At 64.6% G+C, this 18,116-nt stretch carries 20 protein-coding genes; all 20 read left to right on the top strand.

Annotated elements, in window-relative coordinates; genetic code table 11:
• Positions 1 to 28: 28 nt before the first annotated feature.
• Positions 29 to 409: a flagellar basal body rod protein FlgB gene (gene flgB, locus AC56QQ_RS09150; RefSeq protein ID WP_256751541.1), complete on the top strand. Its 381-nt coding sequence runs from the start codon at positions 29 to 31 to the stop codon at positions 407 to 409.
• 2 nt (positions 410 to 411) lie between these two features.
• Positions 412 to 828 (top strand): flagellar basal body rod protein FlgC, encoded by a 417-nt coding sequence (flgC, locus tag AC56QQ_RS09145; RefSeq protein WP_489863053.1) that lies wholly within the window; start codon positions 412 to 414, stop codon positions 826 to 828.
• A complete protein-coding gene (gene fliE, locus AC56QQ_RS09140; protein WP_489863054.1) occupies positions 825 to 1,148 on the top strand; it encodes a flagellar hook-basal body complex protein FliE in 324 nt (107 codons plus the stop codon). Before flgC ends, fliE begins: the two co-directional genes overlap by 4 nt.
• Before the next feature lie 11 nt (positions 1,149 to 1,159).
• Positions 1,160 to 1,948, top strand: a complete 789-nt coding sequence (gene flgG, locus AC56QQ_RS09135) for a flagellar basal-body rod protein FlgG (protein WP_489863055.1) — start codon at positions 1,160 to 1,162, stop codon at positions 1,946 to 1,948.
• A 6-nt stretch (positions 1,949 to 1,954) separates the two neighbouring features.
• Positions 1,955 to 2,479 carry a flagellar basal body P-ring formation chaperone FlgA gene (flgA, locus tag AC56QQ_RS09130; protein WP_497126547.1) on the top strand — a complete coding sequence of 175 codons (525 nt, stop codon included), beginning with the start codon at positions 1,955 to 1,957 and terminating at the stop codon, positions 2,477 to 2,479.
• A complete protein-coding gene (locus tag AC56QQ_RS09125; protein ID WP_497126545.1) occupies positions 2,476 to 3,717 on the top strand; it encodes a flagellar basal body P-ring protein FlgI in 1,242 nt (413 codons plus the stop codon). Before flgA ends, AC56QQ_RS09125 begins: the two co-directional genes overlap by 4 nt.
• A gap of 9 nt (positions 3,718 to 3,726) precedes the next feature.
• Complete coding sequence (locus AC56QQ_RS09120; RefSeq protein WP_489863058.1) at positions 3,727 to 4,308, top strand: MotE family protein; 582 nt, start codon at positions 3,727 to 3,729, stop codon at positions 4,306 to 4,308.
• A complete protein-coding gene (flgH, locus tag AC56QQ_RS09115; RefSeq protein ID WP_497126543.1) occupies positions 4,305 to 5,012 on the top strand; it encodes a flagellar basal body L-ring protein FlgH in 708 nt (235 codons plus the stop codon). Before AC56QQ_RS09120 ends, flgH begins: the two co-directional genes overlap by 4 nt.
• A gap of 20 nt (positions 5,013 to 5,032) precedes the next feature.
• Positions 5,033 to 5,527, top strand: a complete 495-nt coding sequence (locus AC56QQ_RS09110) for a flagellar basal body-associated FliL family protein (protein WP_497126541.1) — start codon at positions 5,033 to 5,035, stop codon at positions 5,525 to 5,527.
• Positions 5,524 to 6,255 carry a flagellar type III secretion system pore protein FliP gene (gene fliP, locus AC56QQ_RS09105; protein WP_497126539.1) on the top strand — a complete coding sequence of 244 codons (732 nt, stop codon included), beginning with the start codon at positions 5,524 to 5,526 and terminating at the stop codon, positions 6,253 to 6,255. The genes AC56QQ_RS09110 and fliP overlap by 4 nt, the downstream gene beginning before the upstream one ends.
• A 202-nt stretch (positions 6,256 to 6,457) precedes the next feature.
• Positions 6,458 to 7,441, top strand: coding sequence for a flagellin N-terminal helical domain-containing protein (locus tag AC56QQ_RS09100; RefSeq protein ID WP_489863061.1), 984 nt, complete (start codon positions 6,458 to 6,460; stop codon positions 7,439 to 7,441).
• 287 nt (positions 7,442 to 7,728) lie between these two features.
• Entirely contained in the window at positions 7,729 to 8,796 is a 1,068-nt protein-coding gene (locus AC56QQ_RS09095) for a flagellin N-terminal helical domain-containing protein (protein WP_497126537.1), read from the top strand.
• A gap of 132 nt (positions 8,797 to 8,928) precedes the next feature.
• Positions 8,929 to 10,575 (top strand): flagellar basal-body MS-ring/collar protein FliF, encoded by a 1,647-nt coding sequence (gene fliF / locus AC56QQ_RS09090; protein ID WP_497126535.1) that lies wholly within the window; start codon positions 8,929 to 8,931, stop codon positions 10,573 to 10,575.
• A gap of 3 nt (positions 10,576 to 10,578) precedes the next feature.
• Positions 10,579 to 11,205, top strand: a complete 627-nt coding sequence (locus tag AC56QQ_RS09085) for a hypothetical protein (protein WP_497126533.1) — start codon at positions 10,579 to 10,581, stop codon at positions 11,203 to 11,205.
• On the top strand, positions 11,202 to 12,611 hold the full coding sequence (locus tag AC56QQ_RS09080; protein WP_497126531.1) for a MotB family protein: 1,410 nt from the start codon (positions 11,202 to 11,204) through the stop codon (positions 12,609 to 12,611). Before AC56QQ_RS09085 ends, AC56QQ_RS09080 begins: the two co-directional genes overlap by 4 nt.
• Complete coding sequence (locus tag AC56QQ_RS09075; RefSeq protein WP_497126529.1) at positions 12,608 to 13,930, top strand: MotC family chemotaxis protein; 1,323 nt, start codon at positions 12,608 to 12,610, stop codon at positions 13,928 to 13,930. Before AC56QQ_RS09080 ends, AC56QQ_RS09075 begins: the two co-directional genes overlap by 4 nt.
• Before the next feature lie 55 nt (positions 13,931 to 13,985).
• A complete protein-coding gene (fliK, locus tag AC56QQ_RS09070; protein ID WP_497126527.1) occupies positions 13,986 to 15,371 on the top strand; it encodes a flagellar hook-length control protein FliK in 1,386 nt (461 codons plus the stop codon).
• A complete protein-coding gene (locus tag AC56QQ_RS09065; RefSeq protein WP_497126525.1) occupies positions 15,301 to 15,888 on the top strand; it encodes a transglycosylase SLT domain-containing protein in 588 nt (195 codons plus the stop codon). The genes fliK and AC56QQ_RS09065 overlap by 71 nt, the downstream gene beginning before the upstream one ends.
• A 222-nt stretch (positions 15,889 to 16,110) precedes the next feature.
• Positions 16,111 to 16,779: a response regulator transcription factor gene (locus AC56QQ_RS09060; RefSeq protein WP_256751524.1), complete on the top strand. Its 669-nt coding sequence runs from the start codon at positions 16,111 to 16,113 to the stop codon at positions 16,777 to 16,779.
• A 79-nt stretch (positions 16,780 to 16,858) separates the two neighbouring features.
• Positions 16,859 to 18,115: a flagellar hook protein FlgE gene (locus AC56QQ_RS09055; RefSeq protein WP_489863069.1), complete on the top strand. Its 1,257-nt coding sequence runs from the start codon at positions 16,859 to 16,861 to the stop codon at positions 18,113 to 18,115.
• Position 18,116: the final 1 nt, after the last annotated feature.

Below are 18,116 nucleotides of genomic sequence, written 5' to 3'. Positions count from 1 at the left end.
GTCTGCGGGAACCTGCCCGGAGATTCCCATGGAGCCCGTTTCCCTTTTCGACCTCGCTGCCAAGCAAGCGCAATGGCTGGCCGTGCGCCAGTCCGCGATCGCCGGCAACATCGCCAACGCCAACACGCCGGGCTACACGGCGAACGACGTCGAGCCGTTCGAAAAGGTGCTCGATCGCACCGCCGTGTCGCTGCAGGCCACGCAGGCCGGCCATCTTGGCAACGCCGCGACCAACGCCGGCTTCACCATCAAGCCGCAGGAAGACGACGGCGTCGTCATGCCGTCGAAGAACTCGGTCGTGCTGGAAGACCAATTGATGAAGGCCGGCGAGGTGCGTCGCTCCTTCGAACTCAACACGGCGATCGTCAAGGCGTTTCATTCGATGATGATGATGGCGGTGAAGAGCTGACCATGGACGCACTGACCGCAGCCCTCAAAGTCGCGGCATCCGGCCTTGGCGCCCAGTCGGAGCGTCTGCGCGTGGTGTCGGAAAACCTGGCCAACGCCCAGTCGACCGGCACGACACCGGGTTCCGATCCCTATCGCCGCAAGACCATCAGCTTCGTCTCGGAGCTCGATCGGACCTCCGGCAGCTCGACGGTTGTAGTCAACTCGATCGACCGTGACCCCAGTGACTTTCCGGTCGAGTTCCAGCCCGGCAACGAGGCCGCCGACGACAAGGGCTACGTCAAGATGCCCAACGTCAACGTGCTCATCGAAATGGCCGACATGACCGAGGCCAACCGCTCCTATGAGGCCAACCTTCAGGTCGTCAAGCAGGCGCGCGATCTCATTTCAATGACCATCGACCTGATGAGGAACCAATGATCGTGAGTGGCATCGGCGCGCTTAACCTGAAGCCCGGGTTGAGCGACACGGCGACGGACCTGCTTCAGGGTGGCGTTGCGCCGGCGACCGGCGGCAACCTCGGCACCTCCTTCGCCGAAGCGTTGAGCCAGGCGGCCTCCAAGACCGTCAACACGCTGCAGAATGCCGAGCAGGTGTCGATGCAGGCGCTCAAGGGCGACGCCGATACCCGTCAGGTGGTCGACGCCGTGATGAGCGCGCAGCAGGCGCTTCAGACCGCCGTCGCCATCCGCGACAAGGTGGTTTCCGCCTATCTCGAAGTCAGTCGAATGGGCATCTGAGGAGCTCCGCCATGAAAGCACTCTCCATCGCCGCCACCGGCATGAATGCCCAGCAGACAAACCTGGAAGTCATCGCCAACAACATCGCCAACATCAACACCACCGGCTACAAGCGCGCCCGCGCCGAATTCTCCGACCTGCTCTACCAGGTCGATCGCACCCAGGGCGTGCCCAACCGCTCCAACGCCTCGCTGGTGCCGGAGGGCGTCTCGATCGGCCTCGGCGTCAAGACGACGGCCGTGCGCAACGTGCACACCCAGGGTGAACTGACCAGCACCGGCAACAGTTTCGACCTGGCGCTCACCGGCAGGGGCTGGTTCCAAATCGAGGGCGCCGATGGCGGCACGCTCTACAGCCGCGCCGGCGCCCTCAACACCAACGCCACCGGCCAGCTGGTGACGGTCGACGGCGCCAGTGTCATTCCGGCGATCACCGTTCCCGTCGATGCCGTCGAGGTCATCGTCAACAAGACGGGGCAGGTCTTCGCCCGCATCGACGGCCAGACCGACCTGCAGAATCTCGGCCAGATTCAGATCGCCAATTTCGCCAACGAAGCAGGCCTCGCGCCGCTTGGCGACAACCTGTTCAAGGAAACCACCGCGTCCGGCCCGGCCAATGTCGGCGTGCCGGGCGACCCTGGCTTCGCCACCATCCAGCAGGGCTATCTCGAGGCTTCCAACGTCGACCCGGTCAAGGAGATCACCGAGCTGATCTCGGCGCAACGGGCCTATGAGATGAACTCCAAGGTCATCCAGGCCGCCGATGACATGGCCTCCGTCGTCTCCAAGAACATCAGGTAACGGATGATGGCCATGCCGATCTCCTGCCCCGCATTCCGCCGCACCGCGCTCGTCCTTGCGTTGGTGACCGGCGCCATGCCGGCTTTCGCCCAGGAGTCGGACAATCAGTCGGCCACTCAGATCGCCAGCAGCCAGCCTGCCGGCGAGGTTGTGCTGATCCCCAACCGGGTCATCTATCCCGGCGAGACCATCGAACTCGCCGCCCTGAAGCAGGTGACCCTGATGGCGGGCAAGCACAAGCCCGATGCGGTGGCGACGCGGGCCGAGGACCTCAACGGCAAGATCGCCAAGCGCACGCTGCTGCCCGGCCGCTACATTCCCACCACCGCCATCCGCGAGGCCTGGCTAGTCGAACAGGGTGCGGCCGTGCAGGTCTTCTTCATTGCCGGCGGACTCACCATTTCGGCGACGGCGGTGACGCTGCAGCCGGGTGCCGCCGGCGACCTCGTCAAGGTTCGCAACATCGACAGCGGCAAGATCCTGTCCGGCACCGTGATGGCAGACGGCTCCATCAGGGTCAGCGCTTCATGATGCGTCCACTTGCCTTTCTGCTCGCCGCGGCACTTGGCCTTCAGCCGGCGCTGGCCGACGGCCTGACGCCCAAGGCCAAGCGCGAACTCGCCGCCAGGAATGGCGGCGTCTACGACGACCCGGAATATGATCCGGCCACCACCAACCGCATGTTCCGGGTTTCGTCCGGGCCGAGTTCGCTGCCGCCGGGCCAGGTCGCCTCGCGCATCAAGGACATCGCCCAGTTGCAGAGTTCGCGCGACAACCAGCTCGTCGGCTACGGCCTGGTCATCGGACTTGCCGGATCCGGCGACAGCCTGCGCAATTCGCCGTTCACCGAACAGTCGATCCGCGCCATGCTCGAAAATCTCGGCATTGCCACCGAAGGCGGCAGCGCGCGCGCCAAGAACGTCGCCGCCGTCATCGTCACCGCCAACATGCCGCCCTATGTGCAGTCGGGCGCGCGCATCGACATCGACGTCTCCTCGATGGGCGACGCGACCTCGCTCGCCGGCGGTACGCTGATCATGACGCCGCTGAAGGCGGCGGACGGCGAGATCTACGCCGTCGGCCAGGGCTCGGTTATCGTTTCCGGCTTCACCGCCAAGGGTCAGGCCGAGCAGCTGACGCAAGGCGTGCCGACCGCCGGCCGTGTGCCGAACGGCGCCATCGTCGAGCGCGCGGTCCAGTCCGAATTCGATGATCAGGCAACGCTGACGCTGCAGTTGCGCAACCCCGATTTCTCGACCGCCATCCGCATCGCCGATGCCATCAACGACTATACCAGCCAGCGCTTCGGCATGCGCGTGGCGGCCGAACGCGATTCCCGCACCGTGCAGATCAGAAGGCCCAAGGCTGTTTCAGCGGCGCGCTTCTATGCCGAGATCGAGAACCTGGTGGTTGAATCCGATACGCCGGCCCGTGTCGTCATCGACGAGCGCACCGGCACCATCGTCATCGGCAACGACGTCAAGATCTCCCGCGTCGCCATCAGCCACGGCACACTGACGGTGCGCATCACGGAAGCGCCGCGCGTCGTGCAACCCGAACCCTTCTCCAAGGGCGAAACCGCCGTCGAACCGTTCACCGCCATCGACGCCAGCCGGCCCGATGCCCGCGTCGCCGTGCTTGACGGACCCGATCTCGAGACGCTCGTCTCCGGCCTCAACCGTCTCGGCGTCAAGCCGGACGGCATCATTGCCATTCTGCAGGGAATCAAGTCGGCCGGCGCCCTGCAGGCCGACCTGGTTCTCCAATAGGCGATGCCGATGACACGCTCCCCCTCGCCCACCGACAGACGCCGCCCCGCCGGGATCCTGCTCGCGGCCGCCATCCTTGCCGCCATGCCCCTTGCCGTCGGTACCGCGCGTGGTGAGGAAAAGGTTCGCCAGGTCCTGCCCGGAGCACCGGCCGCGGAGGCGCCGCAGCAATTGGCGCGGGAAAAGGCTCCAGACCAAAGCGAGATCGAGCGCTTCTGCTCCAATATAGCCGACGCCGCTCGCGACCGTCGCTACGCCTTGCAGGCCGAGGAACTGAAACAACTCCAGATCGGCATCGACCAACGCATGAAGGCACTGGACGAAAAGAAGGCCGAATACGAGACCTGGCTGAAGCGGCGCGAGGTTTTCCTGGCCCGGGCCGAGGACGGCGTCGTCCAGATCTATGCCGGCATGAAACCCGACGCCGCCGCCGAGCGGCTGGCAATCGTCAACGCCGATCTGGCGGCGGCCATATTGATGAAGCTCGATTCACGCAAGGCCGGCGTCATCCTCAACGAAATGGACCAGAAGGCGGCGGCGACGCTCACCGGCATCATGGCCAGCGCAGCCCGAAGGGTAGATCCGTCATGATCCGCAAGATGCTTGTCCTGTGCGCGGTTGCCGTGCTGTCCGGCTGCGGCACCAACCTCAAGGAGGTCGGCAGGGAACCGGCGTTGTCTCCGGTCGGCTCGGGCATCGACGGCGGCAACACGTCTTCCCTCTATAAATATCCGGAGACACCGCCGGCGGCACCGAAGAAGTTCTCGCTGTGGGATGACCGCCAGAGCCGGCTGTTCACCGATCCGCGAGCGCTGTCCCAGGGCGACATCCTGACCGTCAACATCAAGATCAACGACCGCGCCAACTTCAAGAACCAGAACGACAGGAGCCGCACCGCCAACCGCAAGCTCGGCTTCGACATCAGCGCGCAATGGGACAAGCTGAGCACTGCTGGCAAGGGCGCCGGCACTCTCAATTCCGCCACGGATACCACCGCGGACGGTGAGATCAAGCGTTCGGAAACGCTGGAGCTCAACGTTGCCGCCGTTGTCACCGACGTGCTGCCCAACGGCAATCTGATGATCAGGGGTTCGCAGGAAGTGCGCGTCAATGCCGAACTCAGGGTGCTGACCATCGCCGGCATCGTGCGGCCGGCCGATATCGGCGCCGAGAACACGATCCCCTACGAACGCATCGCCGAAGCGCGCATCTCTTACGGCGGTCGCGGCCGCATAACCGAGATCCAGCAACCTGCCTATGGCCAGCAGGTTCTCGATCAGGTTCTTCCGTTCTAGGAATTGGGGAACACGGCACCGTGGCGAATGTCGAACAGGTACAGCCGCGCAAGGGTCCCTCCCTTGCCATCCAGGCCGCCATGCTGCTGTTTGTGACGGCCGCCGCCATCGGCATGGGCTGGCTGTCCGGCGGCTATCTCAAGGGTGTCGGGGGGCCGGTGCCCGTGCCGGTCGCGCCCGAGAATGAAGGCAAAGTGATGGAGCCAGCCGCGGCCGAGTCGCCGGGCGCGGGGCCGACGCTCGTCGCGCTGGCGCCGATCACCACCAACATCGCCTCGCCGGCGGACACCTGGATCAGAATGGAAATCTCGGTGGTCTATGACGGGCCGCAGTCGCCGGCAATGTCGGAGGACATCCACCAGGACCTGCTCGCCCTGGTGCGCACCTTGAAGATGCATCAGATGGAGGGCGCCAGCGGCTACCAGCACCTGAAGGCCGATCTCGAGGAACGCGCCGCGATCCGCAGCGAGGGACACGCCAAGCAGATTCTCATCAGGACATTGCTGGTCGAATGAAGAAGTTTATTCTCGCCGCGGCGCTGATCGCCGCCGCCACCTCCGTCGCGGCGGCCCAGCAACTCGACCTCGGCGGCATCGGCAAGGCCGACGGTACCACCGTCGGCTACATCATCCAGATGTTCGGCCTGCTGACCGTGCTGTCGGTGGCGCCGGGCCTGCTGATCATGGTGACGAGCTTCACCCGCTTCGTGATCGCCTTTTCGATCCTGCGCGCCGGCATCGGCCTGCAATCGACGCCGGCAAACCTCATCCTCATTTCGCTGTCGCTGTTCATGACCTTCTATGTCATGGCGCCGACTTTCGATCAGGCCTGGAACACCGGCGTCAAGCCGCTGATGGACAACCAGATCAGCCAGACCGAAGCCTTCGAAAAGATCTCCGATCCGTTCCGCACCTTCATGTTGCGCAATGTGCGCGACAAGGATTTCGACCTGTTCGCCGACCTCGCCCGCGAACGCGGCCAGGTCGTTGCAAAAGAGACCGTCGACCTGCGCATCCTGGTGCCGGCCTTCATGATCTCGGAGATCCGCCGCGGCTTCGAGATCGGCTTCCTGATCGTGCTGCCATTCCTGGTCATCGACCTGATCGTCGCCACCATCACCATGGCGATGGGCATGATGATGTTGCCGCCGACCGTGGTGTCGCTGCCGTTCAAGATCCTGTTCTTCGTCCTGATCGACGGCTGGAATCTGCTTGTCGGCAGCCTGGTGCGCTCCTTCAACTGATCCCGCGCCTCGCCGGCTCAAAATTCACGCGATATATTTTCGATTAACCGTCCGGTTTAGCCCTTTGGTAGGGACTTGCCGCCATATTCGCTCGCAGATGGCGGGTGATCGATTTCGACGGTCATTGGCATGATGCCGCTCCGTCATACCGGACAAGCCGGTATGTCAAAAAAACACCTGTAAAAACAAGGTACGAGTAGCCATGTCCAGTATCATGACGAACGCCGCCGCGTTGACGGCCCTGCAGAGCCTTAACGCCACCAACAAATCCCTCCAGGACACCCAGGCCCGCATCTCGACGGGTTATCGCGTCTCCCAGGCTTCGGACAACGCCGCCTACTGGTCGATCGCCACCACGATGCGCTCCGACAACCAGGCAATGTCCACCGTTTCGGACGCACTCGGCCTCGGCGCGTCGAAAGTCGACACCGCCTACACCGGCATGAGCAGCGCGATCGACACCATCAACACGATCAAGGAGAAGCTGACCGCTTCCTACGGCCAGACGGATGCCGACAAGGAAAAGACCCAGGTCGAAATCGCTGCTCTTCAGAAGCAGTTGAAGGCCTATGCCGATGGCGCGACCTTCTCCGGCACGAACATGCTTTCGGTGTCAAACGCCACGGGCACCTCGGCCGACGTCAAGATCGTCTCGGCCTTCAACCGTAGCGCTGCCGGCGCGGCTTCGATCTCGACGATCGACGTCAACGTTGAAAGCATCAAGCTTTATGACGGTGGCGCCGCCCCGACCACGAAGGGCATTCTGGACGCGGCCCGCCTCGGCACCACCGGTGCCATCACCGGCACGGCCCAGGCCCCGACCCTGGGTGCGGCTCCCGCCGCCGGCGACACCTATTCGGTCGCCACCCTGTCCATCTCCACCGGCGGCGTGGCCGCCAGCGATGCGCAGATCGCCCAGCAGATGAACGTCGTCGACGCCGCGCTCAAGGACATGACGACCGCCGCCACCAAGCTCGGCGCCGCCAAGAGCAGCATCGACCTGCAGAAGACCTTCACGCAGAGCCTGATGGACTCCATCGACCGCGGTGTCGGCCAGCTCGTCGATGCCGACATGAACAAGGAATCGACCCGCCTCCAGGCCCTGCAGGTTCAGCAGCAGCTCGGCATCCAGGCGCTGTCGATCGCCAACGGTTCGTCGCAGTCGATCCTGTCGCTCTTCCGTTAATCGACTTCGCTCAACCATAGTTCGCACCAAGACATCGGGCCGCGCTAAAAGCGCGGCCCGATTTGCGTTTTGCTCAAGGCTCACGCAATCCTCGTTCCTTAACTCTCGAAAGCTGGCCTTTAACAAGCCGTTAACCATAACGCGCTAGTCATGGTTAACCAATAGCTTACAACGGTTGGCGAATCGGCCGTATCGGGCACGATGACAACCGATGCACAGGCCTGTCCGGCCTGCGAGGGCAACGCTGGTTCTTCGAGAAGGCCAGCCTTAGAAAAGGAGCGAGTTTCTTGGCGAGCATCATGACAAACGCTGCGGCGTTGACCGCACTTCAAAGCCTCAACGCCACCAACAAATCGCTCGAACAGACGCAGGCCCGGATTTCCACGGGCTACAGGGTCTCCGAGGCCTCCGACAACGCCGCCTACTGGTCGATCGCCACCACGATGCGCTCCGACAACCAGGCGCTGTCGACCGTGCAGGACGCGCTCGGCCTCGGCGCCTCGAAAGTCGACACCGCCTATACCGGCATGAACAATGTGCTGACGACGATCGGCCAGATCAAGACCAAGCTGCTTTCGACCGTCGGCCAGACGGATGCCGCCAAGGCAAAGACGCAGACCGAAATCACGGCACTGCAGGCGCAGATGAAGTCCTTCGCCGATGCCGCGACCTTCTCCGGCTCGAACTTCCTGTCGGTGACCTCCACGCAGGTCGCGGCGGCCAATGACGGCGTCCAGCCCGACGCCAAGATCGTCTCTTCGTTCAACCGCTCTTCGTCGGGCGCCATCTCGCTCGGAACGATCGACATCAATGTCGAGACCACCAAGCTGTTTGATTCCGGCCTTTCCACGGCCGTCAAGAACCAAGGCACTCTCGATCGCCAGACTTCCGTCTATTCGACGGCGGCGGCCCAGAACCTCTATGACACCGCCTATGCGACCGCGCTCGCCGGCGGCGCCACCGACATCGCCGCCAACACCGCTGGCCAGACCGCGGCGGGGGCGGTCACCAAGATCGACAACGTCTCCGCCTACAATCTCGACATCACGGCATCGGGCGTGACCGACGACATCATCACCCAGATGATCGGCAAGATCGACAAGGTCATGAGCCAGCTGACCGACCAGGCCACCATCCTCGGTTCGGCCAAGAGCAGCATCGACCTGCAGAAGACCTTCACGCAGAGCCTGATGGACTCCATCGACCGCGGCGTCGGCCAGCTCGTCGATGCCGACATGAACAAGGAATCGACCCGCCTCCGGGCACTGCAGGTTCAGCAGCAGCTCGGCATCCAGGCGCTGTCGATCGCCAACAGCTCCTCGCAGTCGATCCTGTCGCTGTTCAAGAACGGCTAACCCGGCCGCAGCCGAGGCACGCTTTCGCTTCCGATTGACGGGCCGCGCCACAAGCGCGGCCCGATTTCATTTTCGCACAAGCTTCGAGGGCTAGTGTTCCGGCGGACAGTCATTGCTGGGAGTCGCTGAATCGTGCCGGAACAGATCCAGAGCATCATCTCGAATCTCCGCGGGTTTGGCGTGAAGCGCCTCGCCATGCTGGCGGGCATCGCCATTCTGGTGATGAGCGTCATCGGCGTCGCCTCGGTCTATCTCAACCGCCCGGCCTACGACACGCTCTATGTCGGGCTCGATCGTGCCGACGTGAACCAGATCGGCCTGGTGTTGGGCGAGGCCGGCATCGGCTTCGATGTCGGCGCCGACGGAACCTCCGTTCTGGTGCCGGCCGGCACCACCGCGCAGGCGCGCATGCTGCTTGCCGAAAAGGGCCTGCCGACCAGCGCCAATGCCGGCTACGAACTGTTCGACAATGTCGGCTCGCTCGGCCTCACCTCCTTCATGCAGCAGATCACCCGGGTGCGTGCGCTGGAAGGCGAGATCGCCCGCACCATCCAGTCGATCGCAGGCATCAAGGCGGCACGCGTCCATATCGTCATGTCCGAGCGCGCCAATTTCCGCCGCGACGAGCAGCAGCCTTCCGCATCGGTGGTCATCCGCTACTCGGGCATCGACGCCGAGAAGAGCGCCATGTCGATCCGCCATCTCGTCGCCGCCGCCGTCCCCGGCCTCTCGGCCGACAAGGTCACGGTGCTCGATTCCAATGGCAACCTGCTTGCCGCCGGCGACGATCCCTCCAACACCAGCGCCGCCCGCACGCTCGGCGTCGAGCAGACGGTCGAGGCGCAGATCGGCGACAACATCCGCCGGGCCCTGACAGCCTATCTCGGTCCCGACAACTTCCGCGCCAGCGTCAAGGCCGAGGTCAACACCGACACCCGCCAGACCGAAGAAACCATTTTCGATCCGAATTCCCGTGTCGAACGCTCGGTGCAGTCGGTGCGCGCCAACGAAAACAACAACCAGAAGCAGGCCTCCACCCCGGCCAGCGTCGAGCAGAACCTGCCCGAGACCCAGGCGACCGCCACCGAAGGTCCGCAATCCTCCTCGCAGAACGACCGCAAGGAAGAGATCACCAATTACGAGATCAATTCGAAGAAGATCGCCACCGTCTCCAACGGCTACACCGTCACCAAGATGTCGATTGCGGTCGTCGTCAACCAGCAGCGGCTGATGGCCATTCTCGGCAAGGACGCCACGGCCGAGCAGATTGCCAAGCGCGTCGCCGACATCCAGAAGATGGTGACCTCGGCCACCGGCTTCGACGACAAGCGCGGCGACGTCATCGACGTCTCGGCGGTCGAATTCATCGACGGGCTGGATGGCGAGGCGATCCCGCAGGCTGGAATGCTCGATTCCATCGGCCAGCACGCCGGCACCCTGATCAACGCCGGCGCCTTCATTGTCGTGGTGTTCATGGTCGCCTTCTTCGGCCTGAGGCCAATGGCGGCAGCGCTGACGGCAAAGGCGACACCGGCTCTGTCAGGCCCCAATTTCGATGAAGTCCAGCGCTCGCTGCCCACGCCGGAAGCCACCGCGAACGCGGAAAGCGCTGCCGTTGGCACCTTGCCCAGCTCACGCCCAAGTCCCGCTCCGCTCGACGATCTTCGCCAGAGGATCAGGCCCGCGCCACAGGATCGGCTTGCCCGAATGGTCGACCTCAACGAGGAACGCACCGCGCAGATCCTGCGCAAATGGGCTGCCCAGGAAGTCGCGGTGTAAACCATGCCTTCCGCCGCCCTGTTCGACCTTCTGCCCGATTTCGGCACCCGCACGCCACGTGCCGACCAGCCGCGGACTGCGGTCGATCCCGAACACAAGCCCGAGGCGCCGGCGCCCCGGGCCGATATCGGCACGCTGATCGCGGAGGCCGTCGTCCAGGCCGAAGCCGCGCTCGAGGCACGCCTGTCGATTGCTCACGCAGCGGCGCTCGAAGCCGAGCGCCAGGCCAATGCCGAGGAAGCAAGGCTGTTTCTCGAAAGCCTCGGCGACGATATCGGCAAGGCGGTCTCGTCGCGCCTCGACGCCATGGAGGCACGCGTGACCGGGCTTGTCGCCGCCACGGTCGCCCGCATCATCGGCGGCATCGTCAGCGAGGACCTGCAGAAACGCTCGCTCGAGGCACTCGCCGGCGCGATCCGCGAAGCTGTCGGCGATGCCGAGGCTGTGCGCATCGCGGTACGCGGACCGCTCTCGCTGTTCGAGACACTGAAGGCATCGCTCGGCCCCCGCGCCGCCAATCTCGACTTCGTCGAGACACCAGGCTTCGACCTCACGGTCGCAATCGACGAGGCGGTGTTCGAGACGCGCATGGCTGAATGGTCGACGACGCTTTCCGAGGTTCTGGCATGAGCGTCGCCGATGCCGGACACGCCCACCAGGAAATCATCATCGTGCGGCGTGGTCACGACGACCACGACGAAGCCCACCATGGCGGCGTCTGGAAGATCGCCTTCGCCGACTTCATGACGGCCATGATGTGTTTCTTCCTGGTCATGTGGCTGATCAACGCCGCCAACGAGCAGACCAAGGCAGCCGTTGCCAGCTACTTCAACCCTGTCAAGCTGGTCGATCGCAATTCGAGCCGCAAGGGCCTGGAAGATCTCGGCGACGGTCCGCATGCGATGGGCGCCGCGGCCGACAACCCGAAACAGGCGACAGCCAAGGCCGGGCAGGATGGCGCCGTTGGCGCGGGCTCGTCGGATCACAAACAGGACAAGCAGGAGCAGCAACAGTCGGAACGTTCCGACGAGCATCTCTTCGCCGACCCCTATGCGGTGCTTTCGGAAATCGCCTCCGACACCGGCGTCATGCAGAATGTCAGCCAGAAGGGCGATGGCGGCGCGCAGGCTGCCGGCCCGGCGACGGGCGCCTCCGGTGGCGCCTCCTATCGCGATCCTTTCGAGCCGGATTTCTGGTCGCAGCAGGTCGCCGCGCCCGGCGCCGAGGCAAGCGCCCAGCGCGCCAGGATCGAGGGCGACCCGCTCAAGCCCGGCGACAAGGCCGCCGAGACGCAGGTCGCCAAGGTCAAGGCCGTGCCGCCGGCCCCGCCCGTCACAAACGCACCGCTCGAGCCTCTGGCAAAGGACGGCAAGGACGCCGCCGCCACGACGATGGCCAAGGCCGACGATGCCAAGGCCGGCGATGCCAAGGCCAGCGATGCCAAGCCCGGAGACACCAAGCCCGAAGACACCAAGGCCACGGATGCGGTCAAGGCGGATGCGGTCAAGGCGGACGCCGCCGCGGCGCAAGAGGTCGCCAAGCCAGACGCCGCGGAAAAAGCGCCGACCGCCGCCGCCCTCAAGGCCGCGGCTGACGTCAAGCAACAGTTGGCCGATGCGTTCAAGCCCGGCGACAAGCTGCATGACGGCGTCTCGGTCGAAGCCACCGACAAGGGCGTCGTCATCTCGATCACCGACCAGCTCGACTTCGGCATGTTCGAAGTGGGCTCGGCGCTGCCGAGACGCGAACTGGTGCTGGCGATGGAGAAGATCGGTCGCATCGTCAACGGCCAGAAAGGCACCATCAGCATCAATGGCCACACCGACGCACGGCCGTTCCGCAGCGACAGCTACGACAATTGGCGATTGTCGACGGCGCGCGCGCATTCAGCCTACTACATGCTCGTGCGCGGCGGCGTCGACGAACGTCGCATCACCGAGGTCGCCGGCTTCGCCGACCGTCAGCCGAAGGATCCCGCCGATCCAATGGCAGCCGTGAACCGCCGCATCGAAATCCTGATGGCGACCGGCGGATGAGGCGGGCGACCGTCATCAGCCGATCGATTGGCCTGCTGCTGCTGGCCGGCGGATATCCGTCGGCGGGCTTCGCCCAGGACACGCTGCAGCCGTATCAGCTGGTGCGCTCGTTGCAACTCATCCAGGACCGTATCGCCGCCGGCGATCATGCCGCCTTGCCGATGCAGGCCAAGTTGCTTGAGATGACGGATGCGCGCCTGCGCGCGGCGGATGCCGAGGATTTCAAGGATCCCAAGAATTTTCGCGCCCTGCTGGTCTACGGCATGAGCGGCGGCAACCCGGTGACCGTCGAGGCAGCCGCGTCGCGCGCCACGAGCGACCCGCGGAACCTTGCCATTGCCAAAGGCGTGATAGACTACCTCAACGGCCGGCCCGGTGAGGCCATCGCAGCCTTGAAGCCGATCGATCCCATGGCGCTGCCGCCTGATCTCGGCGCCTTCCTTGCCCTGGTCAAGGGCTCGCTGCTCGCCGGCGACCAGCCGGTGGCGGCGCTCAAGCTGCTCGACGAGGCAAAATTGCTCAGCCCCGGCACGCTTGTCGAGGAAGCAGCACTTCGCCGTTCGGTGGGCATTGCCGCCACGCAAGGTGACGCGGCACACTTCGCGCTGGCCTCCACCCAGTATGTCGAGCGCTACCTCTATTCGCCCTATGCCAGCCAGTTCGCCGACTCCTTCGTCACCGGCGTCATCACGCTGCATATGTCGATCAGCCAGGACAAGCTGGCCGACATCACCTCGATGATGGATCCGGAGCGCGAGAAGGTGATCTACCTGCGCATCGCCCGCCGAGCCGCGATCGACGGCCTGAACGACCTGTCTGCCTTCGCCTCGGCTCGAGCCGAGCAAGGGCGCGACGGCATCACCAACCAGGACGACCCACGCGCCCTGCTTTACGCCAGCCTGTCCACCGTCACCTCTGGCACCATCGAGGACGTGCGTGCCGGGCTGGGCAAGATCGACCGCAGCCGGTTGTCGGAAGGCGACCGCGCCCTGCTCGACGCCGCCCAGGCCATCGCCAGCGAAGTCGTCGCGCCGCCCGCCGTCCATCCCGAGGACCCCCCGCCCCTGCCGCGGCCGGGCAACCTCCGGTTCCCCAGACCGCCGCGGCGCAAGGCGCCGACGCGAGCGGGTTGCCACCGGTCGAAGGCGCGATCTCGGAGCAACCTGCCGCCACCACGGTCTCGAGCGGACCAGCCATCCACGCGCCGGATACGCCGGCTGTCGCGGCCGCGCCTGCCGACGCGGCGACTGTCATGCCGGCGTCGGCGCCATCGCCGGCGGCCGCTCCCGAACCCGCCGATCCGACCGATGCCGCCATGACCAGAACACGTCGACAGCTCGACCTGATCGACCAGATGCTTGGAGCCGCCCCAAAATGACCACCAGCCTCGGTTCGGCCTTGCCGGGATTTGCCCCCGCGCGCGCGACGCCGGAACAACCGGCTGCGAACGGCAAGACGGACGACGCGGGCTTCGGCAAGATGCTGGGCGGCGACACAGGTCCTGCCCACCCGGAACGGCGACCGACGACCGAGGCGGGGTCGCGCGAGCAGCGCTGGGGCAAGCTCGCCGCCAGCCTTGCCGGACATGGCGACAAGGCCGAGCCGGCATCGGCCGATTCCGGAAGGATCGTGTCGGCCAAAGTGTCGGCCACAAAGGCCGCCAAGGATGCGGCGAACACCGGGTCCGGCACGGACAACGCCACCGAAGCGACAGTGGACGACACCGCAACGACGCCGCTCCAGGACCATCTGCCGCTGCTGATGGCGTTTCACGACCTGCGCCATTTCTCGACATCGGCCAAGGCAGCCGACTCAAGCGAAACCGGACAGGACCCGGTGCTCGCCGGGCAATTGCCAAAGGCTCATCGGTCGAAATCCGCTGCCGGGGGCGACGACCTCGAAACCATGTCGAAATCCGAGCGGGCGTCGATCGTCGACGGTCCTTTGACCGAGCTCGACGTCCAGGATACCCGGGATGCCGGCGCGGCCCCCGGCGCGCCGAAGCGCGACACTGCGATCGCTGCCCGTCCTCTGCCGGACGCGCCAACAGCCGATGTGCCGGGCGTGCAGCCGAGACAGACCGCGCCGGCGATGAAGACCATCGCCGACGTCCAGTCCTCGATGCGGTCCGACCCCGGAAAGCAGCCTTCGCCGGCTGGCCGCATCGACGTGGTTTCCGAGCAGAGCTTCCCGGCGCCGCCGCAGAACACAATGAGCCAGGCAGCCATCAATGTGATCGGCGCCATAACCGCCGATGGCGGCGCGCAACAGGCGTTCTCGGCGTCCTCCGCGACCTCCCAATTGGCCGGCTCTGTTGCGGTTCCGACACATGTGTTGAAGATCGAACTTCACCCCGCCGAGCTCGGCATGGTTACAGCCAGCCTTCGCCTCTCCGGAGAACAACTCTCGATTGAATTGAAGCCCGAAACACACGACGCCTATCGCCGGCTTTCCACCGACAGCGAGGCGATCGTAAAGTCACTGCGCGGACTCGGTTTTGAGGTTGATAAGGTCACCATCCTGCAACCTTCGGTAGCGGTTCCGGCTGCAACCCGCGCTGAGGCCACCGCTTCCCTGACCGCGGCGCCGGGCCGCGACCCGTCATCCTTCCAACCCGGAAATTCAGGCGGCGGCAACAGCGGGGCCGGCGGCCAGCAACCAGGTCAGCAATCAGCGGGGAAACGCAACGATGACGCGCAGGACTACGGCCGCGGCGCTTCGCCTTCTCGCGAGCGCGCTGGCGGCGATATGTTTATCTAGCGTCGCAAGCGCCGCCGCTGCTGCCACCAACCCTTGCGAGCCGGAGATCCTGCGCGCCGCCGATCGCTATGGCGTGCCCGCCGGCATCCTCTATGCCGTCGGCCTGACCGAGACCGGAAAGAAAGGCAGCCTTCAACCCAACGCATTGAATATAGAAGGAAAAGCGGTCTTTCCGAGAAGCCGTGCTGAAGCCCTTGCCACCTTCGCCAATGCCCAGCGCGAGGGCAAGACGCTGATCGATCTGGGCTGCATGCAGATCAACCATCACTACCACGCGTCGCATTTTCGCAGCGTCGAGGACATGCTCGATCCGCGTCAGAACGTCGACTATGCGGCGCGCTTCCTGGCCAGTCTCCATGCCCGTCACGAGACATGGTCGATGGCCGTCGCCCGCTACCATGCCGGTCCAGACAACGATCCGGCGCAGAAGGTCTATGTCTGCCGCGTCATCGCCAACATGGTCGCCACCGGGTTCGGAAAATGGACCGCCAACGCCCGCACCTTCTGCAACCCATAGGCGTATTTCCGCATCTAGGACACCAATCGCACGGTCCTTGGTTTGCCGCTTCGACTTGGCCAAGACTTGCCACCGCAAGCATATCTGGTTGCACGCTAATACAACCGCCACGATTCCGGACTCCCAAGAAACTAGTTACAAGAAATGACGGTTGTTCAGGATTCTCGCCAACGGCTACGCCTCTCCTCACGGGGCAAATAATTTGATTCGGAGGCGGGGCCGATGATTGTAATCGTTGACGAGCGCGAGCTCGTAACAGAGGGATACAACTCACTTTTTGACCGCGAGGGCGTCGCCTGTGCAGGCTTCGCGCCAGGCGAGTTCGGCGAGTGGGTGAACTCGGCGGCCGACACCGATCTACGCTCGGTCAGGGCCTTCCTCATCGGCGACTGCCGCGAGGGCGTCATCTCGCCACGGCAGATCCGCGACCGCACCGGCGCACCGGTTATTGCGCTCAGCGAGCAGCATTCCCTGGAGAACACGCTGCGGTTGTTCGAGAGCGGCGTCGACGATGTCATTCGCAAGCCCGTTCACATCCGCGAGATACTGGCCCGCATCACCGCCATCCGCCGTCGTGCCCACGAAGACGTCGCCTACACCGAGATCGGCGCCATGCGCATCTTCATGGATGGACGTGACCCGGAGATCGACGGTCAGCCGCTGCCCTTGCCGCGTCGTGAACGCCGCATCCTCGAATATCTGGCAAGCAATCGCGGGCGTCGCGTCACCAAGACCCAGGTCTTCAACGCCATCTACGGCATCTTCGATGAAGAGGTCGAGGAGAACGTGGTGGAAAGCCACATCAGCAAGCTGCGCAAGAAGCTGCGCGAGAAGCTAGGTTCCGACCCGATCGATTCCAAGCGCTTCCTCGGCTACCGGCTGGTCTTCTGATGCCGCACCGCGCCAGCCTCGCGCAAGACAGGACGCGTAGCCTCCCAGCCAGTGGCATGGACATAGCGGAGACGTTTCGATGAGCCTCTACGGAATGATGCGGACCGGCGTTTCCGGCATGAATGCGCAGGCAAATCGGCTGTCCACCGTGGCCGACAACATCGCCAATTCCGACACCACCGGATACAAGCGATCCTCCGCCGAATTTTCGACCCTGGTCATGCCGAACACGGGCGGCGCCTACAATTCCGGCGGCGTCACCACGACGATCCGATCGGCGGTCAGCTCCCAGGGCGTGCTTCAATACACGACCTCGGTCTCCGACCTTGCCGTCAGTGGCGATGGTTTCTTTGTCGTTCAGGATCCGAGCGGAACCCCATTCCTGACCCGCGCCGGTGCCTTCGTTCCCGATGCGCAGGGCAGGCTGGTCAACGCGGCCGGCTTCCAGCTGATGGGCTACAGCTACGCCAATGGCGTGCCGGCAGCGACGGTGAACGGCTTCGAGGGGCTGGTCCCGGTGGTCATCTCCGATCAGGAAATGACGGCAACGCCGAGCACAGCGGGTACATTCAACGGAAACCTGCCCGCGGGCGCCACGCCGGTCGCGGCTGGCAGCCTGCCCAGCACCAACGCCGCGGGCGCGCAGTACACGTCGAAATCCTCGATGGTCGCCTACGACAATCTCGGCAACAAGGTGCTGCTCGACGTCTATTTCACCAACACCGGCGCCGGCACCTGGGAAGTATCGGTCTTCGACCAGTCGAAAGCGACGGCTGGAACATCGTTCCCCTACACCGGTGGGGCCCTGGGCACGGCCAACCTCACCTTCGACACCACCACCGGCAAGCTCACCGGCGCCGTCACCAGCGTCGGCCTGACGGTGCCCAACGGCAGTGCCTTCTCGCTTGACCTTTCCAAGCTGACCCAGCTCGGCACCGGCTTCACGGTTTCCGATGCAGAGGTCAACGGCAATGCGCCGAGCACCATCGACAAGGTCCAGATCAGCAAGGACGGCACCATCTACGCACAGTACAAGGACGGTTCCACCAAACCGCTCTACAAGATTCCGCTGGCCGACGTGCAGAGCCCGGACCAGCTCATGGCGCTGCCCGGCAACGTCTACGCGCAGGGCACCGAATCCGGCGCGGTCCGTGTCGGCTTTGCCAATGAGGGCAAGCTCGGATCCATCGTCTCCGGCGCGCTCGAGAACTCCAACGTCGATATCGCCGAGGAACTGACCAACATGATCGCGGCGCAGCGCAGCTACACCGCCAATTCGAAAGTCTTCCAGACCGGTTCCGACCTGATGGACGTCCTTGTCAACCTGAAGAGATAAA

It is taken from the genome of Mesorhizobium sp. RCAM 05099, from assembly GCF_059683685.1.
This window is presented reverse-complemented; position numbering and strand designations above follow the sequence as displayed.